The 25,410-nt window shown below is 72.0% G+C and carries 18 protein-coding genes and 1 other RNA gene; 4 read left to right on the forward strand and 15 right to left on the reverse strand.

Going from position 1 to position 25,410, the window contains the following annotated elements; genetic code table 11:
• Window positions 1–4: 4 nt before the first annotated feature.
• From ACIBUY_RS11330 to ACIBUY_RS11345, 4 genes are all read right to left on the reverse strand, one after another.
• Window positions 5–1,342 (reverse strand): acyltransferase, encoded by a 1,338-nt coding sequence (locus ACIBUY_RS11330; RefSeq protein ID WP_399152426.1) that lies wholly within the window; start codon window positions 1,340–1,342, stop codon window positions 5–7.
• Entirely contained in the window at window positions 1,339–3,546 is a 2,208-nt protein-coding gene (locus ACIBUY_RS11335) for a glycosyltransferase (protein ID WP_399152427.1), read from the reverse strand. Before ACIBUY_RS11335 ends, ACIBUY_RS11330 begins: the two co-directional genes overlap by 4 nt.
• Window positions 3,547–4,353, reverse strand: a complete 807-nt coding sequence (locus ACIBUY_RS11340) for a hypothetical protein (RefSeq protein ID WP_365573114.1) — start codon at window positions 4,351–4,353, stop codon at window positions 3,547–3,549. It lies immediately after the preceding gene.
• A 160-nt stretch (window positions 4,354–4,513) separates the two neighbouring features.
• Window positions 4,514–5,491 (reverse strand): LysR family transcriptional regulator, encoded by a 978-nt coding sequence (locus ACIBUY_RS11345; protein ID WP_399152428.1) that lies wholly within the window; start codon window positions 5,489–5,491, stop codon window positions 4,514–4,516.
• Window positions 5,492–5,574: 83 nt separating this feature from the next.
• On the opposite strand from ACIBUY_RS11345, the gene ACIBUY_RS11350 reads away from it, so the two are divergent.
• A complete protein-coding gene (locus tag ACIBUY_RS11350; RefSeq protein ID WP_399152429.1) occupies window positions 5,575–6,822 on the forward strand; it encodes an MFS transporter in 1,248 nt (415 codons plus the stop codon).
• A gap of 3 nt (window positions 6,823–6,825) precedes the next feature.
• Here ACIBUY_RS11350 and dacB read toward each other — a convergent pair whose 3' ends face one another.
• Together dacB and ACIBUY_RS11360 are read right to left on the reverse strand one after the other, a co-directional pair.
• Complete coding sequence (dacB, locus tag ACIBUY_RS11355; RefSeq protein ID WP_399152430.1) at window positions 6,826–8,454, reverse strand: D-alanyl-D-alanine carboxypeptidase/D-alanyl-D-alanine-endopeptidase; 1,629 nt, start codon at window positions 8,452–8,454, stop codon at window positions 6,826–6,828.
• 29 nt (window positions 8,455–8,483) lie between these two features.
• Entirely contained in the window at window positions 8,484–9,464 is a 981-nt protein-coding gene (locus tag ACIBUY_RS11360; protein ID WP_399152431.1) for an alpha/beta hydrolase family esterase, read from the reverse strand.
• Between the two features lie 139 nt (window positions 9,465–9,603).
• Between ACIBUY_RS11360 and ACIBUY_RS11365 the strand changes: the two genes are divergently transcribed.
• Complete coding sequence (locus ACIBUY_RS11365) at window positions 9,604–11,505, forward strand: pentapeptide repeat-containing protein (RefSeq protein ID WP_399152432.1); 1,902 nt, start codon at window positions 9,604–9,606, stop codon at window positions 11,503–11,505.
• Window positions 11,506–11,565: 60 nt separating this feature from the next.
• Here the strand turns inward: ACIBUY_RS11365 and ssrA are convergent.
• The 5 genes from ssrA to ftsE all read right to left on the reverse strand — a co-directional run bounded on the left by ssrA (window position 11,566) and on the right by ftsE (window position 15,560).
• Window positions 11,566–11,953, reverse strand: a transfer-messenger RNA (tmRNA) gene (ssrA, locus tag ACIBUY_RS11370).
• A 106-nt stretch (window positions 11,954–12,059) separates the two neighbouring features.
• Window positions 12,060–12,611 (reverse strand): SsrA-binding protein SmpB, encoded by a 552-nt coding sequence (gene smpB, locus ACIBUY_RS11375; RefSeq protein ID WP_365573211.1) that lies wholly within the window; start codon window positions 12,609–12,611, stop codon window positions 12,060–12,062.
• A gap of 19 nt (window positions 12,612–12,630) precedes the next feature.
• Window positions 12,631–13,815, reverse strand: coding sequence for a S41 family peptidase (locus tag ACIBUY_RS11380; protein ID WP_399152433.1), 1,185 nt, complete (start codon window positions 13,813–13,815; stop codon window positions 12,631–12,633).
• 78 nt (window positions 13,816–13,893) lie between these two features.
• The gene (gene ftsX, locus ACIBUY_RS11385) at window positions 13,894–14,811 is read right to left on the reverse strand and encodes a permease-like cell division protein FtsX (protein WP_365573135.1); all 918 of its coding nucleotides are present in this window, start codon (window positions 14,809–14,811) and stop codon (window positions 13,894–13,896) included.
• Window positions 14,812–14,870: 59 nt separating this feature from the next.
• Window positions 14,871–15,560: a cell division ATP-binding protein FtsE gene (gene ftsE, locus ACIBUY_RS11390; protein ID WP_365573138.1), complete on the reverse strand. Its 690-nt coding sequence runs from the start codon at window positions 15,558–15,560 to the stop codon at window positions 14,871–14,873.
• 298 nt (window positions 15,561–15,858) lie between these two features.
• On the opposite strand from ftsE, the gene ACIBUY_RS11395 reads away from it, so the two are divergent.
• A complete protein-coding gene (locus tag ACIBUY_RS11395; protein ID WP_365573141.1) occupies window positions 15,859–16,053 on the forward strand; it encodes a hypothetical protein in 195 nt (64 codons plus the stop codon).
• 105 nt (window positions 16,054–16,158) lie between these two features.
• Here the strand turns inward: ACIBUY_RS11395 and ACIBUY_RS11400 are convergent, their stop codons facing one another.
• From ACIBUY_RS11400 to ACIBUY_RS11415, 4 genes are all read right to left on the reverse strand, one after another.
• Window positions 16,159–17,031 (reverse strand): hypothetical protein, encoded by an 873-nt coding sequence (locus tag ACIBUY_RS11400; protein WP_399152434.1) that lies wholly within the window; start codon window positions 17,029–17,031, stop codon window positions 16,159–16,161.
• A gap of 365 nt (window positions 17,032–17,396) precedes the next feature.
• A complete protein-coding gene (prfB, locus tag ACIBUY_RS11405; protein ID WP_365573147.1) occupies window positions 17,397–18,503 on the reverse strand; it encodes a peptide chain release factor 2 in 1,107 nt (368 codons plus the stop codon).
• A gap of 45 nt (window positions 18,504–18,548) precedes the next feature.
• Window positions 18,549–19,793 (reverse strand): serine/threonine-protein kinase, encoded by a 1,245-nt coding sequence (locus ACIBUY_RS11410; RefSeq protein WP_365573150.1) that lies wholly within the window; start codon window positions 19,791–19,793, stop codon window positions 18,549–18,551.
• 134 nt (window positions 19,794–19,927) lie between these two features.
• Window positions 19,928–21,598, reverse strand: a complete 1,671-nt coding sequence (locus ACIBUY_RS11415; RefSeq protein ID WP_399152435.1) for a serine/threonine-protein kinase — start codon at window positions 21,596–21,598, stop codon at window positions 19,928–19,930.
• Window positions 21,599–22,005: 407 nt separating this feature from the next.
• On the opposite strand from ACIBUY_RS11415, the gene ACIBUY_RS11420 reads away from it, so the two are divergent.
• A complete protein-coding gene (locus tag ACIBUY_RS11420; RefSeq protein WP_399152436.1) occupies window positions 22,006–25,218 on the forward strand; it encodes an FHA domain-containing protein in 3,213 nt (1,070 codons plus the stop codon).
• The last annotated feature ends 192 nt before the right edge of the window (window positions 25,219–25,410 follow it).

A 25,410-nucleotide genomic window follows, 5' to 3' on the forward strand; every position in this document is an offset into this window, starting at 1 on the left:
CCAGTCAACCCGGACGGCACACGGGGCACAACCCCGCCCTAGGGCGTGTCTTCTTGCTGCCGTCCGGCCACAGGCGCGGCGAGCGCTTCGCGGCCAGGTCCTCGATCCAGCCGGTGCTCACGACCATGAGTGCGATCAGCGGCCACACCAGGACGAACATCCAGATCATGTACGTCGAGTCGAGCGCACCGCTCCAGCGCGCGTCCTCCATGAACGGCAGGTCGTACGCGAGGTCGATGATCGGCACCGTGGCCATGATCAGCATGTTGTGCCACAGGTAGATCGTGACGGCCCTGTTGTTGGAGAGCGTGACGAGCCTGTCCCACTTGGCGAGGCGGCCCGGGAGCTCCTGCCAGGACGGCGAGTACTGGAGCAGGATCACCACGAAGCCGAACGACCAGGCGGCCTGGGCCAGCGGGATGTCGTTCAGGTCCCAGCCGTCGGGGCCCAGGTGCCCCGAGGCCCACCACAGGCCGAAGGCCATGATCAGGGCCGAGAGCGAGACGGCCAGGTAGCGCGGGATCTTCGCCAACACGCCCTCGTAGTGGGCGAATCCGAGGACCCAGCAGCTGCCGTAGACGGCGAAGTCCGAGACCGCGTTGCCCGTCTCGCCGGGGATCGTGACGACGCCGGTGCCGACGACCGCGGTGAGGCAGAGCGGCGCGAGCAGCGTCGCCCACGGCACCTTGCGGAACGCCCAAAGCAGCAGCGGCGAGGCGATCACGAACCACATGTAGGCCCGCAGGTACCAGAGCGGACCCGCGGCCTGCGCGGGCCAGGTGTCCTCGAGCAGGCCCGCCTTGTCCCCGAGGTGCCAGGGGAAGTTGGGCGCACCGACGGGCACCAGGTAGTTGAAGAGGCCGACCCAGCCCCAGGTGCCGCCGTTGTCGGGGTCCTTGCCCGGGTTCCAGCCGCCGAGGAACAGCAGCGTGAGCACGGCCGCGCTGAACGCCCACATCGGCGGCAGCAGGCGCCGGATGCGCCCGCGGATCACGCCGATCGCGGGGCGGCTCAGCGAGCGCGCCATGAGCGATCCGGCGAGCGCGAACATCACGCCCATGGACGGGAAGAGGACGGTCAGCCATGCCCACCCGAAGAGGTGGTAGACGACGACGCGCACGAGCGCGGTGGTGCGCAGCAGGTCGAGGTACCGGTCGCGCCCGGGCTTCTTCGGCGCGGGCTTCGCTTCGGGCAACGGGCGGGTGACGTCCGTCTGTTGAGGCACTTGGTGAGGCACTTGGTGAGGCACTCCGGCGAGGCGGGTGGGCGCGGGCGCGGCCGGGGGGTACCCGGGTCCCGCGTACCAACCGCCTTGCCCCGCGGGCTCGTTCGGGTACGTCATGCGACCGGCCTCCTGTCCTTGCCGTGCGCCGCTGCCGTGCGCTGGTGCGGTACGCCGCCGGGGGCCGAGCCGAGGGCGCCGGTGCGCCGCAGCTTCTGCCACCTCAGGCGGCCGCCGGTGAGCGCCGTGATCCAGGACTGCAGCAGGACGACGTACATCAACTGCCGGTAGAGGAGCTGCTGGAGCGGGAGCGAGATGAGGTGGGTCATCTTCTCCTTGTCGAGGCGGAACGCGTACGCCGCGCAGACCGCCTGGATGGCGAGCACGCCGAGCCAGGCGATGACGGTCTTCTGGGTGGGGCCGAAGACGACCCCGTAGAGCAGGAAGACGTCGATCAGGGGCGCGAGCAGCGGAGCCAAAACCATGAACAGGGAGACCAGCGGCAGGCCGACGCGTCCGAAGCGGCCGGACGGGCCGCGCTCGATCAGGGCGCGGCGGTGCTTCCAGATCGCCTGCATGGTGCCGTACGACCAGCGGTAGCGCTGCGACCACAGCTGCTGGACGGACTCCGGGGCCTCGGTCCACGCGCGGGCCTTCTCGGCGTAGACCACGCGCCAGCCGTCGCGGTGCAGCGCCATGGTGACGTCGGTGTCCTCGGCGAGCGTGTCGTCGCTCATGCCGCCGATCGGTTCGAGTGCCGAGCGGCGGAAGGCGCCCACGGCTCCGGGGATCGTCGGCATGCAGCGCAGGATGTCGTACATGCGGCGGTCGAGGTTGAAGCCCATCACGTACTCGATGTGCTGCCAGGCGCCGATCAGCGAGTCCCTGTTGCCCACCTTCGCGTTGCCCGCGACCGCGCCCACGCGCGGGTCGCCGAACGGCTGGACGAGCTCGCGCACGGTGGCCGGTTCGAAGACGGTGTCGCCGTCCATCATGACGATCAGGTCGAACCGGGCGTTCGCCAGGCCCCTGTTGAGCGCGGCCGGCTTGCCCGCGTTGTGCTGGCGCACCACCCGGACGTTCGGCAGGCGCAGGCTCTCCACGATGCGGGCGGTGCCGTCCGTCGAGCCGTCGTCGATGACGATGACCTCGATGGGGTGCTGGCTCGCCATCAGCGAACGGACGGTGTTCTCAATGCACTTGGCCTCGTTGTACGCCGGTACGAGGACGGAGACCGGCTCGGTGACCGGCGGGCCCCAGGCGAAGTCGCGGCGGCGGACGCGCCGGGCGTGCAGGGCGGACAGGATGAGCATCAGGCCGAAGCGGCCCATGACGAGGACGCCGATGACGGCGAGCCCGGCGACCAGGACGCCCGTGATGTTCTCCGAGGCCTGGACCGCGTAGATCCACGCCCGGCCCTTCCACAGCTCGACGCCGGTCACGGGCGTGTGCGCGCTGGGGGTGCCGAGGGCCTCGGTGAGGTTCTGGAACGTGTAGCCCTCGTCCTGGAAGTGGGGCAGGAAGCGGTCGAGGGCGGCGACGGTCTGCGAGCGGTCGCCACCGGAGTCGTGCATCAGGACGATGGCGCCCTTGCCGCCGTGCGGGGTGGCGCGGCGGATGATCTCGTCGACGCCGGGGCGCTTCCAGTCCTCGCTGTCGGTGTTGTTGACGACCGTGATGTAGCCGCGCGAGCCGATGTACTTGGTGACCGGCCACGACTTGTCGTCCATGGCGTCGGCGAACGAGGAGTACGGCGGCCGGAACAGGGAGGTGCGCACGCCTGCGGCGCCCTCGAGCGCCAGCTGGTTCTGCGAGAGTTCCCAGTCGATGCGCTTCGTCGACTGGTAGGAGAGGTCGGGGTGGTTGAAGGTGTGCAGGCCGACCTCGTGGCCCTCCTCGACCATGCGGTGCACCAGGTCCGGGTGGCGGGACGCCATGGTGCCGGTGACGAAGAAGACGGCGTGCGCGTGGTGCTTCTTCAGGACGTCGAGGACCTTGGGGGTCCACTCCGGGTCGGGCCCGTCGTCGAAGGTGAGCACCAGCTTGTGCCGGCCTATGGAGAGGCTGTTCTCCTGGCCGCCGCGGGTGTCGATGACGGGGCCGCCCTCGAGGATCTTGTCGGGGACGCGGTCGGTGCCCGCCTCGGGCTGGATGCGGTGGTCGGCGAGGATCTCGCTGTGCACGTAGCCGCGCAGCATGAGCATCGCGATCATGGCGACGAGCAGCAGCGACGGCAGGAGATAGCGCAGCGGAAGCCGGCGCTTGCGGGCCGTGCGGGCCCTACCGGCCTTGCGGGCCCGCCGGGGCGATGAGCGGTGGGACATCTACAGAACGCTGCTTTCGGGGGACGCGGCGGACGAGTCCGACGGCTCGCCGCCGGGGCTCTGGTCGACGGGCGCGCTCGACGGGGTGCCGTCCGCGACCGTGTCGGTGTTGCCCTCGGTCACCGGGGTGGTGGCGGTGTCGGTGGGCTCCACCGGCGGGGTCGTCTCGACCGGCGGGGTGGTCTCGTCCACCGGCGGTGTCGTGACGGTGCCCGGACGGGACGGGTCGACGGGCGGCGTCGTCCTGCCGCCCGTGCCGGTGCCGGGCTTGCCGGACGAGGTGCTGCCGCCCGTGCCGGTGCCTGGCTTGCCGTCGTCCGGGGTGGTGCCGGTCGAGGGTGCGCCGCTCTCGCCCGGGCTCTGGGTGGCGCCCGGTGCGGTGCCCGAGGCGCTCGGGTCGGGTGTGGTGCCCGGCGACCCGACCGGCGTCGACGGCGTCGCGGAGTCGGCGGGCACGAGCGGCTTGGTGTCGACCTGGCCCGCGGGCCCCTTGCCGTCGGAGGGCATGGGCAGCCAGGGCGCGCTCGAGTTCCCCGACAGCAGCGTGACCACGATGACGACCGCGTACACCGCGCAGGCGAGGCCCACGAGCACGCCGACGCGGCGGAACGTGCGACTGCGCCGTCCCGAGTCGTCGACGAACACGGGTACTTCCTTGCCGTCACCCGGCGCCCCCGTCGGCGCCCCCGGCTGCCCAGCCCCTCCGAGGAGGTCACCCAACAGGCGCCCCGCGCCGTCGAGTTGGACCGTCACCTCGTTCGGATCATGGGTCTGCCCGGGCAGGGCGTCTTCTCGCCAGTTCTCCACCGTACGCACATCCCCCCAAGGACATGTTCATGGGTGCGCACGCGACTCACCGGGCACTTGTCGCCTCGGAACGGGCCCCCACCCGATCCGAGCGCCCCCCTTATCACACTGCGCCCGGACCATGAATGTAGCGCACGCCGGTGACACTCGTGTCCACGTGTCAGTTGCGACTCATCATGATGAGTGCATCGATGGCCGGTATCCACCCATTCTCGGGACGGCGGAGCCATCCATTCTTCGCAGCGAGTTCATCTGCCGCGGCCCGCAGCGCCTCAATCCCCGGATGCTTTCGTCCCTTTCGCCACACCAGTGACACGGGCGACAGCGGAACGGGGTCGACCAAGGGCCTGAGCACCCCTCCGGGCATGACCGGAAAGTCCACGCCGGTGAGGACCGGGTTCCGGTATTTCGCCATGATCCGCCGGAATTCCTCCTCGCCCACGGCGAGCGGCGCGGGTGGCGAGATCGCGATGCCGCGCCCGGCGAACAACTGCCGCGCGAGATCGGTCCATTCCGGCGTACGCGGATTGCCGTCGCCCGCGTACACCGTCTCCCCCGCCAGCCGCTCCAGCGGTACGGCGTCCAGGGCGGCCAGCGGATGGTCCTCGGGCAGGATCACGGCCATCGGCTCGTAGCGCAGGGGCTGCTGGTCGAGGCGCTCGCGCACGGCCGGGTCGAGCCCCGCGAAGCGGCCGAAGGAGGCGTCGAGGCGTCCGGCGACGAGTTCGGCCGCGGCCCCGGTCAGGCCGCTCTCGTAGCGGGCCATCAGCTCGCACTCGGGGGCGAGTTCGCGGGCCCTGGCCAGGACGCGGTCATGGATCAGCCCGGGACTGTTGACGTCCACGAGCAGCGGACCGGCCCCGGGTGCCGGGCCCGTGAAGGCGGCCAGCAGTTCGTCCTGCGCCTCGATCGCACGCCGCGCGTAGGGCAGCAGCCGGACGCCCTCCGCGGTGAGCGTGACCTGCCGGGTCGTGCGGCCGAACAGCTCGGCGCCCAGCTCCCGTTCGAGGCGGCGGATGTCGCGGCTGAGCGCCTGCTGGGCGACGTAGAGGCGGGCGGCCGCGCGCGTGAAGTGCAGTTCGTCGGCGACGGCGAGGAAGGCGCGCAGCAGCCGCGGCTCGACGTTCACGGGGGTCACCGGGCGAACTTACAACACAGGTGCGTCAATGGGCACCGAGTAAGTGTTGGACCGCGGCCCTGACCTGCGGCGACGCTCTTCCCATGCCCACCGCCACCTCTGTCGCCACCTCTGTCGCCGCTTCTGTCTCCACCTCTGTCGCCGCCTACACGCGCCTGTTCACGATCCCCGGAGCCCGCGCCTTCACGCTCGGCAACCTCATCGCCCGCTTCCCGTCGGGCATGTTCAGCATCAGCGCGGTGATGCTGATCTCCGGCACGCGCGGCTCGTACGCGCTCGCCGGGGCGCTCGGCGCGAGCGGCCTGGTGGCGAGCGCGGTCGTCGGGCCGTGGCTCGCGCGCCAGGTGGACCGGCGCGGGCAGGCCCAGGTCGCCGTGCCCGCGACCCTGGTGGCGGCCGTCGGCGTACTGGCGCTGCTCCTGTGCGTACGCCTCGACGCTCCCGACTGGGCGCTGTTCGTCGCGTATCTGCCGACGGCCGCGACCCCCAACACCGGGGGCATGTCGCGGGCCCGCTGGGCGCACCTGCTCAAGGACGAACCGCAGGCGCTGCACACGGCGAACTCCTTCGAGCAGGCCGCCGACGAGCTGTGCTTCATGCTCGGCCCGGTCGTGGCCGCCTTCTTGTGCAGCGCGCTGTTCCCGGAGGCGGGCGCCGTCGTCGGGGTGGTCCTGATGGTGACGGGCGTCCTGCTGTTCGCCGCCCAGCGGTCCACGCAGCCGCCTGCCCGGCCTCGTACAGAAGCGACGAAAACTCCGCTACGCGCGCGTGGGATGCCGTCGCTGCTGGTCGTCTTCCTCGCGACGGGCGCGATCTTCGGCTCGCTCGAGGTCGTCACGGTGGCCTTCGCGGACACGCTGGGCCACAAGGCGTGGGCGGGCGTCGTCCTCGCGCTGCAGGCGCTGGGTTCGGGCGCGGCCGGCCTGGCCTACGGGGCGCTGAAGCCGTCGGGCCCGGCCGACCGCAGGCACCCGCTCTGCGTCGCGGCGATGGCGGCGCTCATGGCGCTGCCGCTGCTCGCGGCCTGGGGCACGGGTTCCCTGTACGTCCTCGGGGGCGCGCTCCTGGTCGCCGGGATGGCGACGGCGCCGACGATGGTGACGGGCATGACGCTGGTCCAACAGCGCACGCCGGAGGGCCGGTTGAACGAGGGCATGACCCTGGCCGTGACCGGTCTGCTCGGCGGCATCGCGTGCGGCTCGGCGACGGGCGGCGCCGCGGTGGAGCACTGGGGCCCCACCGCGGCGTACGCGGTGCCGGTCACGGCGGCGGTGACGGCGCTGGTCCTGTCGCTGCACGGCTGCGCGCGACGCACCCGGCAGCCGCGCTGAGTGTCAGCAGCCGGCGGGTTTGCGCCACGAGCACTCGAGGTCGCCGTCGCGCTCGGCGGCGGGCAGCGAGCGGGGCGACTTCGGCGTGACGGCCGACGCCTCCTTCGCGGTGGACCTGGCGAGGGTCACGACGATCGCGTCCTCCAGCGGCTTCACGGAGGAGACCAGGTAGTTGTTCTGGACGACGCTGTAGACGAGTTCGCGCCCGTCGGCGTCCTTCACGTAACCGGAAAGCGCGCTGGCCCCCGTCAACGACCCCGTCTTCCCACGGGCGTTGAGGGCGGCCGGCGTCCCGCACATCCGTGAGCGCAGCGTCCCGCCGACGAACCGGTCCGGGGCGCAGGCCACCGGCAGCGACGCGTACCAGTCGGCGTACCAGGGCTCGTCCCGTACGGACAGCAGCAGATCGGCGAGCTGCCGTGCGGCAAAGTTGTCCTTGCGGGACAGGCCCGAGCCGTCGACCTGCCGGATCTTCGTGGCGTCGACCCCGGCGCCCTTCAGGTATCCGGCGACGGCGGCGAGCCCGTCGCCCCAACTCCCGGGATTTCCGGTGGTCTTGTACCCCATGGCCTTGGTGAGGATCTCGGCGTGCATGTTGTTGGACAGCTTCATGAAGGGCACGAGCAGGTCCTTCAACGCCATGGAGTCGTGCGAGGCGAGCCGCTCGGCGCCCGCCGGGGTCGCGCGCCCCAGCCTGCTGGGCCCGGCGACCCGCACCCCGTGCCGGGCGAGCGCGTCCCGGAAGACGGCGGCCGCGTACCCGGTCGGCTCCCACACGGTGACCCACTCCTTGGTGGTGTCCCCGCCCACCGGCACGGTCCCGCGCACCCGGATCGTGTTGGTGCCGTGCTGCCGCTCGACGCCGATGGTGTCCTCTCCCCCGGCGGCGACGGTGCTCGCGCCCGACAGGTCGACGTGCACGTAGTCCGTCTTCGGCGTGACGCTGACGACGGGCTTGTCCCCGGCCGCCTTGCCGGGGCCGACCTCGACGATCACGGTCCCGGTGTCGTAGTCCGTATCGGGCGCGACGCTCAACGCCGAGATCTGGGCGGCGTAGTACGAGGACTCGTCGTCGGCGCCCCAGGTGTCGCCCTGGCGCTGCGCGTCGAACCGGGTGTCGTCGGCGACGAGCCGCCCGCCGACCCGCTTCACCCCGGCCGCGGCGACGTCCGCGGCGAGCTTGTCGTAGTCGGCGGCGAGCGCGGTCGGGTCACCGGTCCCGCGCAGGTACAGGTCGCCGTCGAGGACGCCGCCGCGCACCCGGCCCGCGGCCAGTACGTCGGTGGTGAACCGGTAGCCGGGGCCGAGCACGCTCATGGCGGCGGCCGACGTGGCGAGCTTGGTGTTGGAGGCGGGCATCAGCCGCCCGGTCGGGTTGTGCTGGTACAGCGTCTCGCCGGTCTGCGCGTCGGCGACGACGACGCTCGCCGCGCCGCCCTCCATCCGCGGGTCGCCGAGGATGGAGTCGATGGCCTCCGGGAGCCCGCTGGGGGCGGCGGCGGCCCCGGCCGGGCCGCCCCAGGAGAGCGTGGCGGCGGTGACGGCGACGACGGCGGGCAGAGCCCACCGCCGCGCCCTGGTACGGAAGTTGAGGCGTACGTCAGGTCTCACAGCTCCGTCAGGTCTGCTCATGCCTCAGGAGCATCCCGGAGACGCGGGGCTCAGCCAAGACCCCACGAGTGCCCGAGGGCGTAAGCGGCGCACAGATTCACGTCGAGGATGTACGCGCCCGCGGTCCCGCACTGCGCGGCCCCGGTCCCCGGATCGACGGGCTGCCCGTGCCCCATGCCCGTGATGCTGTACGTCTCCACGGCCGCGGCGCCCGCACCGTCCCGGAAGACCTGGTGCGGGAAGCCGCCCACGGTGTCGCTCACGTCGGCGACCTGATCGGTGCCGAGCACATCGGTCCACTGCTTCATCAGGTCGGTCATGTTGACCGGCTTGACCGTGTAGTCGGCGGTGCCCTGGAAGACGGTCAGCCGGGGCCAGGGCCCGGTGTACCCGGGCCGCGCGGCCCGCACCCGGTCGCCCCACTGCTTCGGGGTCTGGGTGGCGCCCACGTACTGGCACACGTACGGCGACCCGGCGGCCTGCGCGCACCCGTACGGCAGCCCGGCGACGACGCCGCCCGCGGCGAACTTCTCCGGATAGTCCGCCATCATCACGGACGTCATCGCACCACCGGCGCTGAGCCCGGTCACGTACACGCGCGAGGCGTCCCCGCCCAGGTCGGCGAGTTGCTTGTCGACCATCTGCGCCACGGACGCGGCCTCGCCCTGACCGCGCTCCATGTCGCCGGCCTGGAACCAGTTGAAGCAGGAGGCGGCGTTGTTCCCCGAGGTCTGCTGCGGCAGCACGACGGAGAACCCCCACCGGTCGGCGAGCTGGGTCCAGCCGCTGCCGGTGCCGTACCCGGCGGCGTTCTGCGTGCACCCGTGCAGCGCGACGACGACGGGCCGCCCGCCCGGCAGCCCGTCGGGAACGTAGCGGAACATCTTCAGGGCACCCGGGTTGGACCCGAATCCGGTGACTTCCTGGACGCTCGGGGCGGCCGACGCCTGGGAGACGGACGGAAGAAGGAAGGCGAAGAAGGAGAGGACGGCCAGCAGGACGGTTGCGGTTGCGGCTCTGGTGTGTGTCATGGGGAGCGAAGGTAGGACCGGCCGATGGGCCGGGACATGGCGTCGGACACCACAACACGACCGCGCACCATGGTGGTTGGGCCCGCGAGCCCCGGCCGCCCGGGCAACCGGCCCACGCCTCTGCGACGTCATCGCCTACGTGACTGCTCAGGCTCCCCCGCCTCCCTCCGCTCCTCCCGACTACCCGTACTGCGGCCGGGGCGCCGCGCCGGGCGGGCCCGACCCCGTGGGCTGCCGCGGCCGCACGGTGGACGGCGGCGCGTGCCTCGCCCACCTGAGCGACACCGACCGGGCCGCCTACCTCGGCGGGCTCGGCCCGGGCCGCGATGTCGACCACCGCGGTACGCCCCTGAGCGGCGACCGCCTGGCCGAACTGCTGGCCGCGCTGCGCGACCCCGCCACGGGGCTACCCTCGGCGGGGACCGCCTGGTTCCAGGGCGCGGTCTTCCCCGACGCCGCCGGGTTCGACGGGATGACCTTCCACAGCGACGCCCGCTTCGACGAGGCCGCGTTCCTCGGCACGGCGGACTTCTCCCGTGTCCGCTTCGGCGGGATCGCCTGGTTCAGCGGGGCGGTCTTCCGCGCGAACCTCTCGTTCGGGGAGGCGCGGTTGACGGGCCAGGTCTCGTTCCTCGGAGTGGTCTTCGGCGGTGAAACCGATTTCGGCGGTGCCGTGTTCACCGACAGGGCGATGTTCAGCGGGGCGCTCTTCCGGGACAACGCCACGTTCGCCGCCGCCACGTTCGACGGGCTCGACACCGTGTTCGCGGGCGTCACGTTCACCCGCCACGCGCGGTTCGGCAACGCGTCGTTCGCCCACAGCGCTTCCTTCGACAGGGCGACGGTGCGCGGACTCGCCTCGTTCTCCGGCGCCACCTTCGCCGGACACATCGGCTTCGGCGACACACGCTTCACCCGCGAAGTCGTCATGAACGGGGCCAGGTTCGAGGTCCGGAACCTGAGCCTCGCCTGCAAGGAAGGGGTGGACCTGTCCGACGCGATCTTCTCGGACGTCGTACGCATCGACATCACCACGGCCCGGCTCCGGTGCACCGGGACGCGCTGGAGTGCCCCGGCGCTGGTGCGCGTACGGCATGCGGTCGTCGACCTCGACGGCGCCTTCCTGGAACACCCGGTGGTGCTGGCCGCCCACCCCGAGCCCCTCCACACGACGGAGGAGGAACTGTTCGGCCCGGCGGCACCGGGCGGCGCCGCGGTCCGCATCAGCTCCGTACGCGGTGTGGATGCCGCCCAACTGGTGCTGACCGACGTCGACCTGACGGCATGCCGGTTCTCCGGGACGATCCACCTGGACCAGCTCCGGCTGGAGGGGCGCTGTGTCCTCGCGTCGACGCCCACCGGGTGGCACCGGCGCGGTCTGTGCCCGGTGCGCTGGACGCAGCGCCGCACCCTGGCCGAGGAACACCACTGGCGGGCGGCGAACCGGGCACCTCGACAGGGCTGGATGGCGGCGGGGCCTGGAGAGGTCGTGAGGGAACCGGTCGCTCTCGCCCCCGTGTACCGCCAGATACGCAAGGCATTCGAGGACGGAAAACACGAACCCGGCGCGAGCGACTTCTACTACGGCGAAATGGAAATGCGCCGCCATGCCGACGACATCCCCTGGGGCGAGCGCCTTCTGCTGACCCTCTACTGGGCGGTGTCCGGTTATGGACTGCGTGCGTCCCGCGCCCTGCTGTGGCTGCTCGGGTCCATGGCGGTCACGGTGACCGTGATGCTGCTGTGGGGACTGCCGAAGGACTCACCGCACCCGGTGACCGAAGGCACGGTCGACGGCCGCACCGTCCGCCTGATCACGGACACCCCCGATCCGGCCGCGCCGAGCGGCGGCTACGCGCATCGCCTGACGGCACAGCGGCTCGACAAGGCGGTCCGCGTAGTGATCAACTCCGTCGTCTTCCGCAGCAGCGAACAGGACCTCACCACGGTCGGCACCTACGCCGAGATGACCTCCCGCATCGGAGAACCCGTCCTGCTCGGCTTCGCCGCATGGGCGGTCCGCAGCCGGGTCAAGCGGTGACGGCACAAAGCACGCGGCCCGCGATCCGAATCGGATCGCGGGCCGGGTGCTACATGGGATGAGTGGAGATGGCGGGAATCGAACCCGCGTCCAACGGTGCAGCAGCAGGGCTTCTCCGTGTGCAGTTCGCTTCGATTTTCTCGGCCCCGGTGATCACGCGAACAAGTCGCCGACGGGCCCAGTCACTGTTTGATTTCCCATCGAACCCCGTGACCGGGCTCGATGGTTTAGTTCCCTAGATTATGCCAGGATCCGGGTCGGGAACACTCCCGGGCTGACACCCTTTTAGGGTCCTTCAGTCGCTGTTATTAGGCAGCGAGGGCGAAGGACTGGGAATCGCTCTTGGAATTGGCGATTATTGGTTGCGACATATGGTTTACGAGATCATTGCCGCTTCCTCGACACGCTTCACCTGCTTCGACATCCGCTGTCGAAACCGATCATCCCCATGTTGTTTTTTCAAAATGGATCTTTCGATCCGCTGCCCCTGCGGTGAGGAACAGCTCCATCGTACGTGACCAACGCACGCCCATGCCAGCCAATTCCCGGAGGGGTCAGCGCTCTCGCGCCCGCTGCCGCCGCTTGGCCGCCGCGATCGCCCGGTCCGAGTCCCTCCGGTCCTGCTGCTCGCGCAGCGTCTGCCGCTTGTCGTACTCCTTCTTGCCCTTGGCGAGCGCGATCTCGGCCTTGGCGCGGCCGTCCTTGAAGTAGATCGCCAGGGTCACGATCGTGTGACCCGACTCCTGGGACTTCGACTCCAGCTTGTCGATCTCGTCGCGGTGCAGGAGCAGCTTGCGCTTGCGGCGCACCGCGTGGTTCGTCCAGGTGCCCTGGCTGTACTCGGGGATGTGGGCGTTGTGCAGCCACGCCTCGCCCCCGTCGATCTGGACGAAGGCGTCGGCCAGGGAGGTCCGCCCCTGGCGCAGCGACTTGACCTCGGTGCCGGACAGCACGATGCCGGCCTCGTAGGTGTCCATGATCAAGTAGTCGTGCCGCGCCTTCTTGTTCTGCGCGACGATCTTGCGCTTGCCGTCCTTCTGGTCGGACGCCTTGCCCTTGCCCTGCTTGGGCTGGGACTCCTTCGGTACGTACATTCCCTTGGCCATAGTGCTGGCCATTTTCGCACTACGAGGGGTCCCCGAGGCCACTCAATACTGTCTCGGCCCGCTGCCGGGCCCCGTCGCCCGCTTCCAGGTCGGGGGTGATGCCCCGGCCGTCGACGCTGTGGCCCGCGGGGGTGCGGTAGTGCCCGACGGTCAGCTCCGCGACGGAGCCGTCCGGGAGTCGGCTCGGCATCTGGACCGAGCCCTTGCCGAAGGTCCTGGTGCCCACGACGACCGCGCGGCCGCGGTCCTGGAGGGCTCCGGTGAGCAGCTCGGCCGCGCTCATCGTCCCGCTGTCGACGAGCACGACCACCGGTCTGGTGGTGTCGCCGCCGCGCTCCGCGTGCAGGGCGCGCTGGCTGCCGCGCACGTCGTACGTGGCCACGAGCCCGCCGTCGAGGAACGCCGAGGCCGCGCCGACCGCCTCGGTGACCAGACCGCCGGAGTTGCCCCGCAGGTCCAGGACGATGCCCGCGCGCGCGGGGGCCGTGCGCACCGCGCCGCGCACCTCGGCGCCCGAGCCCTTGGTGAAGGCGCTGACCTTCACGAGCACGGCCCCGGAGGCGAGGCGGGCGGTGGTGACGGAGTTGGTCGACAGATTGGCGCGGCGCAGCGTCTCGCTCCACGCGCGCGTGCCGCGCTGCAGTCCCACGCGGACGGAGGTGCCGGCGCGCTCGCCGCGCAGCAGCGCGAGCACCTCGGTGACGGGACGCCCGGTGACCGGGCTGCCGTTGACGGCCGCGATGCGGTCGCCCTCGCGGATCCCGGCGAGCCGGGCGGGCGAACCCGGCTGGACCTTGGTGACCTGGACCGCGCCGTCGGCGGTGCGCCGGGCCCACAGGCCGACGCCGGTGTACTCGCCGTCCAGGGCCTGCTCGAACTCCTCGTACTCGCCCTGCGAGTAGACCGCGCCCCAGCGGTCGCCGCTGCGGCTGACGGCCTCTTCGGCGGCCTGCGCGGACTCCTGGGGGGACTTGCCGTCCTCCATGGCCTCGGCGGCGGCCTCGGTCGGATCGTCCAGCGGCTGCTCGTGCGCGGCGGCGGCCACCGAACTGCCGTCCTGCGTGGAGGACTTCCGGCCTTCGGCGGGTAACGCGCCGGTCGCGGCGCCCGCCGCGAGCACGCATCCGAAGACCAAGGTCAGGGCAGCCCCGCGGCCGATGCGGCGGGGCCGGGACGTCCTGGGACGAGGATCCGGGCCTGACATGTCGGTGAGTCTAGGACAACGCGGGGCGCCGTACGGCTCGTTGAACCGTACGACGCCCCGCGACGCCGGGGACTCTCGTCACACCTTCAGGTACTTGCGCAACGCGACGAACGAGGCAAGCGCAGGCATCAGCACACTCACCGCGAGGATGAGCGGCAGCTTGGTGAGCACCGCGTCCCAGCCGATGAAGTTGATGAGCTGGAGCTTCTCGGACAGGGCCACTCCGTTGTCGATGACGAAGTACTGGCCGGCCGCGAGGAAGACGCACGCGATGCCGCCGCCGATGAGTCCGGCGACCGCGGCCTCCATGATGAACGGCGCCTGGATGTAGAAGCCGGACGCGCCGACCAGGCGCATGATGCCGGTCTCGCGGCGGCGGCTGAAGGCGGAGACGCGGACGGTGTTCACGATCAGCAGCATCGCCACGACGAGCATCACGGCCATCACGCCGCGGGCCGCCATGTTGAGGTAGCCGAGCAGCCGGAAGAGGTTGTCGAGGACGCCCTTTTGGTCCTGGACCATCTGCACGCCGGGCCTGCCGTTGAAGGCGGTCGCGATGACCTCGTACTTCTCCGGGTCCTTCAGCTTGATCCGGTACGACTCCTGCAGCTGGTCCGGGGTGAGCGAGGCGGCCAGCGGGGAGTCGCCGAACTGCTCCTTGTAGTGCTTGTAGGCCTCGTCCTGGGACTCGTACGCGACCTTGTCTACGACGGGCATCTTCTTGAGGTCGGCAAGGATCTGCTTCTTCTGGTCCGCCGTGACCGGGCCCTTGGCGCAGTTCGGGTCGGACTCGGCGTCTCCCTTGTTGCACAGGAAGATCGACACGTTGACCTTGTCGTACCAGAAACCCTTCATCTGGTTGACCTGGTCGCTCATGAGCAGCGAGCCGCCGAACAGGGCGAGCGAGAGGGCAACCGAGATGATGACGGCGAAGGTCATCGTGAGATTGCGGCGGAGACCGACACCGATCTCCGACAGGACGAATTGGGCACGCATAGCGCTGACTGAGCCTTTCGCAGCTTCTCTCGGTACTTCTCGGTGGTTCTGAGCGGGTCTCAGTGCTGGTAGCCGTAGACGCCGCGCGCCTGGTCGCGCACGAGACGGCCCTTCTCCAGCTCGATGACGCGCTTGCGCATCTGGTCCACGATGTTCTGGTCGTGGGTGGCCATCACCACGGTGGTGCCCGTGCGGTTGATCCGGTCGAGCAGCTTCATGATGCCGACCGAGGTCTGCGGGTCGAGGTTGCCCGTGGGCTCGTCCGCGATCAGCAGCTTGGGCCGGTTCACGAAGGCGCGGGCGATGGCCACGCGCTGCTGCTCACCGCCGGACAGCTCGCCGGGCATGCGCTCTTCCTTGCCGCCGAGACCGACGAGGTCGAGGACCTGGGGGACGGCCTTGCGGATCTCGCCGCGGGACTTGCCGATGACCTCCTGCGCGAACGCCACGTTCTCGCCGACGGTCTTGTTGGGCAGCAGCCGGAAGTCCTGGAAGACCGTGCCGAGCTGGCGGCGGATCTGCGGGACCTTCCAGTTGGAGACGCGACCGAGGTCCTTGCCCAGGACGTGCACCTGGCCGTGGCTGCACCGCTCCTCGCGCAGGATGAGCCGCAGGAAGGTCGACTTTCCGGAGCCGGACGAACCGACCAGGAAGACGAACTCACCGCGCTCGACCTCCAGGGATACGTCCCTGAGGGCGGGTCGGGTCTGCTTGGGATAGACCTTGGATACGTTGTCGAATCGGATCACGGGTGCACCACAGGTCGCCGGGGTTAGGTGTGCGTGACCATACGCGAAGCGGCCCGCGCGGCGCAGGCGCCGTCCCCGGTTGAGCGTTTTGTCCCGTGCGAGGCCACCGCGGGTGCCGGTTTTGTCCGTCCCGTGCCTGGTCAGTGACGGTCCTGCGGACGGGGCGCGCCGAAAATCCGGGAAGCTGGCACAGTGGTAGGGGGAACGGTTGCGTTTCCCGGAGCGTTGAGCGGAGAGAACCAGTGGGAATCCGGCAGACGATTCGGTCGGCTCCGCCACGCGGGAGGAGGACGAGCGCATGACCTATGACCGGTTGGTGTGCGCGAACTGCGCGGCGCCCGTGAGCGAGGGCCGCTGCCCGGTGTGCCGGGCGAACCGCGAGCGACTCCAGCAGGAGAACAACCCGCTGTCCGGGCTGACCCCGATGGCGCTGATCGCGCTGGTCGTGGTGCTGGTGGCGGCCGTGGCCCTGCTCGCCCATCAGACGGTGTAGCCCCGGGACGGCCTCTGCGGCACGGAGAAGGCACGGAGAAGACGGAAGAAGGGCCCGGAGCCGATGACCGGCTCCGGGCCCTTCTACGTGCTGTGCGCGTGTGCGTTACGCGGCAGCGCCGCCGCCGCGGTTCGCCGTGAGGCGCGGCAGCAGCCGGAAGCCGACGCCGCCCGCGATCATGGTCGCGGCGCCGATCAGCAGGACCGTGGTGCCGTCGGCACCGGTCTCGGCGAGCTCGCCACCCTTGCCGTTGGACCCGGTCTGCTCGGCCGGCGTGGTGCCGGTGTCCTGCAGGCTGTCCTTGCCCTGGCCCTGCTCGACGGGGTTGTTGTTGCCGTCGGGGCTGGTGTTGTCACCGCCGGAGGTGGAGCCGCCGCCGGAGGTGGAGCCGCCGCCGCTGTTGCCACCGCCGCCATTGTTGCCGCCGCTGTTGCCACCGCCGCCGTTGTTGCCGCCGGAGCTGTTGCCACCGCCGTTGTTACCGCCGGAGTTGTTGCCACCGCCGTTGTTGCCACCAGCGTTGTTGCCGCCGTCGGTCGCGCCACCGTCCGTGGCACCGCCGTCGGTCGCACCGCCGTCGGTCGCGCCACCGTCCGTGGCACCGCCGTCGGTCGCACCGCCGTCCGTCGCACCGCCGTCGGTCGCGCCGCCGTCCGTCGCGCCGCCGTCGGTCGCGCCGCCGTCCGTCGCGCCGCCGTCGGTCGCGCCACCGTCCGTGGCCCCACCGTCCGTCGAACCGCCGGGGAGGCCCGCGATCGTGGAGCCGCCGTCGGTCGCGCCGCCGTCGGTACCACCGTCGGTCGTGCCGCCGTCGGTCACCGCGACGCCCAGGCCGTTCTCGTCGGCGCTCACGTGCGCCAGGCCCGGAACGTCGACGTCCAGGGCGGAGGCGGCACCCGCGGCGGTCAGCGACGCGCCGGCGGCGATCACCGCGCCGGCGGCTATCCGCGCCACGCGGATCCGCGTCTTCTTGGTCATCTGTCTGCTACCCCCAGTAGCCAATCGTCGATGGAGCAGCGCCAGGGACCGCGTTCAACCGGGGTGCAGCAAGCAGGGATCGCGTACGATCCGCCCCCGTTCACACGCGTCCCACTGATACGCATGCCGCGCGCCAGCCTTCCCAGTTTTCAGATCAGCGTCAAGGTCGTTGCGTACGCGATGCCCGAAATAAGGGGAGTTGACCGGCGTACGGACATGTGACTGTGACGTAAAAGACCGACAGACCTTCACAACTGGGATGAAGGCTTCGGCCAGCAAAAAGGCAACTGCCGCTCGGTGAGCGGCAGTTGCCTTGTCGACAAAACCAGGGAAGCCAGGGAAGCCAGGGAATCCCGGAGGGGGGGTTACTTCTCCTGCTGCTTGCGCCAGCGAATTCCGGCCTCGATGAAGCCGTCGATCTCACCGTCGAGCACGGCCTGCGGGTTGCCGACCTCGAACTCCGTACGGAGGTCCTTGACCATCTGGTACGGGTGCAGCACGTACGACCGCATCTGGTTGCCCCAGGAGCTGCCGCCGTCGCCCTTGAGGGCGTCCATCTTGGCGCGCTCCTCCTGGCGCTGGCGCTCGAGGAGCTTGGCCTGCAGCACGTTCATCGCCGTGGCCTTGTTCTGGATCTGCGAGCGCTCGTTCTGGCAGGAGACCACGATGCCCGTGGGGAGGTGGGTCAGACGGACCGCGGAGTCCGTCGTGTTCACGCCCTGGCCGCCGGGGCCCGAGGAGCGGTAGACGTCGACGCGCAGCTCCGACTCGTCGATCTCGACGTGGTCGGTCTGCTCGACGACGGGGAGCACCTCGACGCCCGCGAAGGACGTCTGGCGGCGGCCCTGGTTGTCGAACGGGGAGATGCGCACCAGGCGGTGCGTGCCCTGCTCGACGGAGAGCGTGCCGTACGCGTACGGGACCTGGACGGCGAAGGTGGTCGACTTGATGCCGGCCTCTTCCGCGTACGACGTCTCGTAGACCTCGGTCTTGTAGCCGTGGCGCTCGGCCCAGCGCAGGTACATGCGCTGCAGCTGCTCGGCGAAGTCCGCGGCGTCGACGCCGCCGGCCTCCGCGCGGATGTTGACCAGGGCCTCGCGGGCGTCGTACTCGCCGCTCAGGAGGGTGCGGACCTCCATCTCGTCCAGCGCCTTCTTCACGGAGGTCAGCTCGGACTCCGCCTCGGCGCGGGTGTCCGGGTCGTCCTCCTCCTCGGCCATCTCGAACAGGACGCCGAGGTCGTCGATCCGGCCACGCAGCGTCTCGGCCTTGCGCACCTCCGCCTGGAGATGGCTCAGCTTGCTGGTGATCTTCTGCGCCGCCTCCGGGTCGTCCCACAGGGACGGCGCGGCCGCCTGCTCCTCGAGCACGGCGATATCTGCCCTCAGCTTGTCGAGGTCCAGGACGGCCTCGATCGACTCCATGGTCGAGGAGAGGGACTTCAGCTCTTCGGAAACATCGACGACTGCCACATGACCAGCCTAACGGCTGGGGCAAGTGCTCTCCGCCGAGTACCCCTACGGCTCGGCCGGTGCCGAGTTCTGGTGGTCGGACGGGGGTGACCCGTCCCCTCCGGAGGAGGTCGCCGCCCAGATGCCGCCGCCGATCGCCGCCGCGAGGACGAGGCCGGCCACGCCGAGGGTGATGCGGCGGCGGCGTGCGGGGTGCCGGTTGCGGGCCGAGCCGGGGCGGGGCGCACCGGCGGCCCGGGGGGCCCGGGCCGTGCCGCGCGCACCGCCCGCCAGCTCGTCCGGCGCCGGGACCCGCATCGACGTATGGGTGTCGCGGTTGGAGTCGGCGGGGGCGGCGCCGGGGACCAGGGAGACGGCGCCGCGGCGGGGGGCAGGATCGGCGGGCTCCGGCGCGAGGGGGCCCGCCTGTTCGGGGGCCTGCTCGGTGTCGGGCTCGTCCGGCTCGTCGACGTCGAGGGGGGCCATGCCCGCGAGGAGCGGCCCCAGTTCCCGCAGCCGGGCGGCCATCTCCGAGGCCCTCAGGCGGGAGGCCGGGGCCTTGGCCAGGCACTGGATGAGCAGCTGCCACAGCTCGTCGGGGATGCCGGGGAGCGGGACGACCGTCTCCGTGACGTGGCGGCGCAGGATGGCGCCGGGGTGCCCGCCGCCGAAGGGGGTGAAGCCCGCGAGGAGCTCGTACAGGACCGTCGCGAGGGCGTAGATGTCGACGGCGGCGCGGGGCGGCAGGCCCTCGACGATCTCGGGGGCCAGGTAGTCGGGCGTACCGATGATCTTCGTGGCCTTGGTGCGGCGCGGGGTGTCGATCAGCTTGGCGATGCCGAAGTCGGTGAGCAGGGCCGGGTGGGAGCCGCCGGGGCCGAGGGGGCCCTGCATGTCCAGGAGCACGTTCTCGGGCTTCACGTCGCGGTGCACGATCCCCGCGGCGTGCGCGGCGGACAGGGCGTCGGCGACGTCCGCGGCGATGGCGACGGCGGCCTCGGGGGCCAGGCGCCGCTCGCGCTCCAGGCGGGTCCGCAGATCGGTGCCGCGGATCAGGTCCATGACCAGCGCGAGGTCGTTTCCGTCGACCACCAGGTCGCGTACGCCCACTACGCGCGCGTGGTCGAGGCTCAGCAGGGCGGTGCGCTCCTGGACGAAGCGGCCGACCAGCTCCTGGTCGGAGGCGAGGTCCTCGCGCAGCAGTTTGATGGCGACGGGACCGTCGGGTCCCTCGCCCAGCCACACCGTGCCCGCACTGCCGCGACCCAGGATCTGGTGGGCGGTGTACCGGCTGCCGATCTTCCGTGCCAAGACTGCTCCTACAGACGCGTGTTGGCGCCCAAGCTACGCGGCTCGGACGCCAACCAACGCATCAGCGGGGGAAATCACCCGTCGGATGTCGACAAATCTCCAACGTCACGTACGAGTTGCCCACCTTGGGCGGTTCAGTTGCCCGAACCGCCGCCCAGGTCGCCGATCCAGCCGGTCACGTCGTTGAACCACGTGGACAGCTGGTCCCAGTAGCCCCTGCCGGTACCGATCCAGTCCTGGAGCGGGGTGAACTCCCAGACCAGCCAGCTCACGACGAACAGGATCACGATCATGAACAGGCAGCCCTTGAGGCAGCCGAGACCGGGGATCTTCATCGGGTTGGCGCTGCGCTGCCGGGGCTCGCGCGTCTGCTGGGGCGGCGGCTGCGGCGGCGCGTACTGCTGCGGCTGCTGACGCTGCTGCGGCTGGGGCGCGTACTGCTGCGGCTGGGGCTGCTGGCGCTGGGGCTGCTGGCGCTGCTGCCGGGGCGCGTACTGCTGCGGGCGCGGCTGCTGCTGGGGGCGCGCGACCTGGCGCTGCGGGCGGCGGCGCAGCGGGTCCTCGTTCGGGTCGAGGTACTGGACCTGCGTCTGCTCGTTCCGGTCGCGGGCCGCGCGCAGCTGGTTCTGCCAGGGGTGCGGGTCGTCCGGGTTGCCCTGGGACCCCGGCGGGTTCTGCGGGACCGGCGGCATGACGGCCGTCGGGTCGGCGGCGCCGCGGTTCGGCAGGACGGACGTGGGGTCGGCGTCGGACGTGCCCCCGTACTGGTTGCCTGGCTGGTGCTGCATGACGCTGGTCGCGGCGTTCGGGTCGTACGTACCCGCGTTGTGCGGCAGCACCTGGGTCGGGTCGGCGGCGCCGGGGACCCCCGGGACCTGCGCCGGGTCCGGGTCCGGCATCAGCAGGGCGCCCACGCCCTCGGCGGCGGCGATCTGCGCGCTGTTCGCGTGCACGCCGATGCCTTCGGCGACGGTGCGCAGCCCGCGCGCGAGGTTCTCCGCGCTCGGCCGGTCGTCCGGGTTCTTGCGCAGGCAGCGCTCGATGACCGTCCACAGCGGGTCGGGGACCGTGGAGGGGCGGCGCGGCTCGGCGCTCAGGTGCTGGTGCAGGACTTCGAGGGCGGAGCCGCCGGAGAACGGCGGGCGCCCGGTGACCAGTTCGTACAGCAGGATGCCCGCGCCGTAGATGTCGACGGCGCTGGTCTGCGGGCGGCCCTCGGCGGACTCCGGGGCCACGTAGGCGGGCGTGCCGACGAACTCGTGCGTGCGGGTCAGGCCCGGGGAGTCGGCGAGGCGCGCGATGCCGAAGTCGGTCAGCATCGGGTGCATGCCGGCGCCGTCTTCTTGGTCCCACTTCAGCAGCACGTTGGCGGGCTTGAGGTCGCGGTGCACGACGCCGTCCGCGTGGCTGGCGGCGAGCGCGTCGGCGATCTGCGCGGTCAGCAGGGCGGCGGCGACCGGCGAGAACGGGCCGTTCTCGCGCAGGTAGCGGTGCAGGTCGGGGCCGTCGATCAGGTCCATCACGAGGGCGAGCAGCTCACCCTCGACGACCAGGTCGCGGGTGCGCACGATGTTCGGGTGCGTGAGGCGCAGCAGGACGGAGCGCTCCCTGAGGAAGCGCATCACCACGTCCGCGTCGTTCGCCAGCTCCTCTTTGAGGACCTTGATCGCGACGGTCTCGCCGGGCTGCCCGGCGACGGCCGCCTCGGCGCCCGCGGTCTCGCGCTGGCGGGCTCGCCAGACGGTGCCCGTGGCGCCGCGTCCGAGCGGCTCCTCGAGCAGGTACTTGCTGCCTACCGGCCGCACGTCATGCGCTCCCTGCTTCGGTCTTGCGTGGTCTGCCCGGTCCCGGGCGTTCCGATCCACTGTAGTGGCGCCGTACCGGGCACAGGCTGTCGATCTTCCCCGGCCTTGCCATGACCTGTCGGGTCTACGGAAAGACGCGCAGGCCGAACACATGGTTGCCGCCCGGCGACGTGACCGATCTCAACCGGGCACGCGGAAAGCACCGAGCAGGAACTTTGCGGGCACTTTTGCGGGCAGAGCCGACCAATCAAGATCACTTACGGGAGACGGGTGGGCGTGTTGTCAGTGGCAGGTGCGAGGATGCGTGCAGCACTGGCTGACGTGCCTGTAGCGGTGGGGGAATCTGCGGTGGGGGACCGCGGGCGGCCCCGTCCCGGGCGCCCGCGCAGAAGGGACCGCAGACGGCGATGCAGATCCGGCTTACCGTCGTAGACCCCCTGGGCCCACGCCCCGACGCCTCGGCGTGCGACGTGCTCGTCACCGCCCCCGCGGGCACCGCGCTCGCCGCGGTCGCCTCCGCGCTGGCCGCGACCGTCGCCGGCGCCGACGCCTCCGCCGTCCTGTACGCGGGTGCGGAGCGGCTCGACGCCCAGCGCTGCCTGCTCGGCGAACCGCCGCTGACCGACGGGGCGGTGCTCTCCCTCGGCGCTCCCACGGACCCCGGGCCCGAGCCGGACGGCGCGGCCGCCCAGCTGCACGTGGTGGCGGGACCCGACGCGGGCGGCGTGCACCTGCTGCACGGCGGGCAGATCCGCATCGGCCGCTCCGCCGACGCCGATGTGCCGCTCGACGACCCGGACGTGTCCCGGCTGCACTGCGCGGTGACGCTGGCCGCGGACGGCCGGGTCACGGTCGCGGACCTCGGCTCGACGAACGGGACGACGGTGGACGGCCGCCCCCTCGGCGAGCGCCCCGTCCGCCTCGCCCCCGGCGCGCTCCTGCGCCTCGGTGAATCGGCGCTGCGGGTCGCGGGCGCGGGCGACGTGACGCGCCCCCGGCCGGTGGACACGGTCCCGGACGGCGAGGGACACGTGCGGGTGACATCCGGCACCACCGCACTCCCCACCGCACACCCCACCGCACACCCCTCCCACCCCGCTCACCCCTCCGCGTCCCCGGCTCCCCCGGCTCCCCCGGCTCCCGGCACGGACGAGACCCGGCATGCGTACGGGGACGCGTCCTGGGGCGCCGCGGGCGAGAGCCTGTCGCAGGACGTCGAGCCCGTCGTGCCCGAGCAGGGTTCGGCGCCGGACGTGGAGAACACGGGGTCGGGCACCGGGGCGGGCACACCGGCCCGCGGCACCGCACTGCCGCGCGGCCCGCGCAAGCGCGGCGGACTCGGGCGGCTGCTGCGCCGCGGCCGCGACGAGCAGGACCAGCAGCACGAGATCCACGAGCCGTACGCGGTCCGCGCCCCGCAGACACCGCGCTCGCCCGGACAGGACGCGGCCGGGCCGGGACCTGCGCCCGCCGCGGGACCCGGCGCCGCCGAGACCTGGCCGGACGCCGCCGCGCTGCTGCTCACCGCGCTCGGCCCCGGGCCCCGGCTGTGGGAGCGCGGGCCCGAGCACCCGGAGTCCCTGTCCGTCAGGCTCGGCACCGTCGACCGCACGGGACCCGACGGGGCGGGGCTGCTGCCCGCGGTCCCGGTGACCGTCGGACTCGCGGAGGCCGGTGCGCTGGGGCTCGCGGGACCGCGGGCGCGTCTCACGGGCCTGGCCCGCTGCGCCCTCGCCCAGCTCGCCGCGCTGCACGCGCCGGACCGCCTGGAGATCGTGCTCGTCGCCACCGACCGGGCCAGGCCCGTGGAGCAGCGGATCGCCGACTGGTCCTGGCTGGGCTGGCTGCCGCACGTCCGCCCGGCCCACGGCCAGGACTGCAGGCTGCTGCTCGCCTATGACCGGGAGCAGGCCGCTGCCAGGACCGGGGAGCTGCTGCGCCGCCTGGACGACCACGCGGCGGGACACGGGCCGTACGCGAACCCGGCAGCGGGATCCGCCACCGCTGCCACCTCTGCCGCCGCTTCTCCCTCCTCTCCCGCATCCCCCGCATCCCCCGCATCTCCCTCCTCTCAGGTCTCCCCCCTCTCCCCTGTCTCCACGGTCGTCGTCGTCGACGGTGACCCGGGGTCCGCCTCGCTGCGGGAGGCCACGGTGCGGCTCGCCGCCGAGGGCGCCGCCGCCGGGATCCACGTGGTGTGCCTGGCCGAGACGCCCGCCGCCTCGCCCTCGTCGCCGGTGACCGAGACGTACGAGGCGGCGTGTGCGCAGAGCCCCGCGTTCCGGGCGTGCGGGGCCGTGGCCCTGCTCAGCGGGGACGTGGCCACGGCGCTGCGCCTGCACCGGGCCGCGCGCGGGCAGCTCGTCGGGCACGGCACCGTCGCGACCCTGGACGCCGTCTCGCTCGCCTGGGCCCAGCGGTTCGCCCGGGCGCTCGCGCCGCTGCGCACGGACGCGGCCGTCGGATCCGGGGAGCCGCAGGCCCGGGTGTCCGCGCCGCTGCCTCAAGTGGCCCGACTGCTCGACGAGTTGGGCCTGGCGCGTGCGACCCCCGCCTCGCTGCTCGCCCGGTGGGCGGCCGCGGCGGACGATCAGGGCTCGCTCGGCGGGCGGGTGTGGGCCGTGCTCGGGGCGGGTCCGCGCGGCCCGGTCGGGGTCGACCTGGCCGCCGACGGACCGCACCTGCTGGTCGAGGGACCCGCGGGCAGTGGGCGTACGGAACTGCTGCGCTCGGTCACCGCGTCGCTCGCCGCCGCCGAGCGGCCCGACCGGCTCGGCATCGTGCTCGTCGACGGGCAGGGTCCGGCGGGCGGTCCCGCCGGGGAGCGGGCGGAAGGGCTGCGGGTCTGCACGGATCTGCCGCACGTCACCACGCACCTCACGGCCAACGACCCCGTACGCATGCGGGAGTTCGCCCAGTCTCTGGCCACGGAGCTGAAGCGGCGGGCCGAGCTCATAGGGCGTACGCACTTCACGGAGTGGCACACGCAGCGCGCCGTCTCGGGGCGGATGGTGGCCCAGCGGGTCGCGCCGTCCGCAGGCGCGGGCGACCTGGAGGCGCCGCCGAGTTCGACGATCCGGCTGCGGCCGGGGGCGGCGCGGGAGAAGGCCGAGGCCGCGCCTCCGCTGCCGCGGCTCGTGGTGGTCGTCGACGACCTGGACGCGCTCCTTGCCCCGCCGCTCGGGTCGCCGGGCCGGCCCGCCGCCGGGTCCGTCGTGCGGGCGCTCGAGGCCGTGGCGCGGGACGGGGAGCGGCTCGGGGTGCACCTCGTGGCGGCGTTCGCCTCCGGCGGAGCACCGGGCTGGAGCGCTCGGCCCCTGGTCACGCTCGACCCCGTCGGCAGCGGCCCGGAGGATCCGGCGCCGGGCCGTGGCGTTCTGCACGGGCCCGACGGGCGGACCATCGGGATGCAGGCCGGGCGGGTCACCGGCCGGATCCCGCGCACGGCGACGCAGCGGCCCACCGTGGTCGCCCTGGACTGGGCCCGGATGGGGGACCCGCCGGACCGGCGCCCCGTCCGCGAACTCGGCAATGGGCCGACGGACTTGGCGTTGCTCGCCAGTGCGCTGGAGCGGGCCGCGCGTTCCGTGGCCGCGCAAGAGGTGCCGTCGCTTTTGTGAAGCGCGGCCTGTCGCCGTGGCTGTATTGGTCCGTTGCCGGGTGCGGCTTTCGTCGTGGCTGGTCGCGCAGTTCCCCGCGCCCCTGGAAGGCATGCGCTCCGCGCAGTCTTCCCCCGATGGCCCGCGTCCCTGGGGTGCAGGGAACTGCGCGACCAGCCCCCACGCACCCGCGCCCGGCACCGAACCACTCCA

The sequence above is a fragment of the Streptomyces sp. NPDC050085 genome (genome assembly GCF_044460595.1).
Classification (GTDB): domain Bacteria; phylum Actinomycetota; class Actinomycetes; order Streptomycetales; family Streptomycetaceae; genus Streptomyces.

Coding starts and splice junctions, on each gene's coding strand:
- ACIBUY_RS11350 (WP_399152429.1), top strand. CDS start 5,575: ATGCCCACCGCCACCTCTGTCGCCACCTCTGTCGCCGCTTCTGTCTCC.
- ACIBUY_RS11380 (WP_399152433.1), bottom strand. CDS start 13,815: ATGTCAGGCCCGGATCCTCGTCCCAGGACGTCCCGGCCCCGCCGCATC.
- ACIBUY_RS11420 (WP_399152436.1), top strand. CDS start 22,006: ATGCAGATCCGGCTTACCGTCGTAGACCCCCTGGGCCCACGCCCCGAC.
- ACIBUY_RS11330 (WP_399152426.1), bottom strand. CDS start 1,342: ATGACGTACCCGAACGAGCCCGCGGGGCAAGGCGGTTGGTACGCGGGA.
- ACIBUY_RS11360 (WP_399152431.1), bottom strand. CDS start 9,464: ATGACACACACCAGAGCCGCAACCGCAACCGTCCTGCTGGCCGTCCTC.
- ftsX (WP_365573135.1), bottom strand. CDS start 14,811: ATGCGTGCCCAATTCGTCCTGTCGGAGATCGGTGTCGGTCTCCGCCGC.
- ACIBUY_RS11395 (WP_365573141.1), top strand. CDS start 15,859: ATGACCTATGACCGGTTGGTGTGCGCGAACTGCGCGGCGCCCGTGAGC.
- ACIBUY_RS11335 (WP_399152427.1), bottom strand. CDS start 3,546: ATGTCCCACCGCTCATCGCCCCGGCGGGCCCGCAAGGCCGGTAGGGCC.
- ACIBUY_RS11400 (WP_399152434.1), bottom strand. CDS start 17,031: ATGACCAAGAAGACGCGGATCCGCGTGGCGCGGATAGCCGCCGGCGCG.
- dacB (WP_399152430.1), bottom strand. CDS start 8,454: ATGAGCAGACCTGACGGAGCTGTGAGACCTGACGTACGCCTCAACTTC.
- smpB (WP_365573211.1), bottom strand. CDS start 12,611: ATGGCCAAGGGAATGTACGTACCGAAGGAGTCCCAGCCCAAGCAGGGC.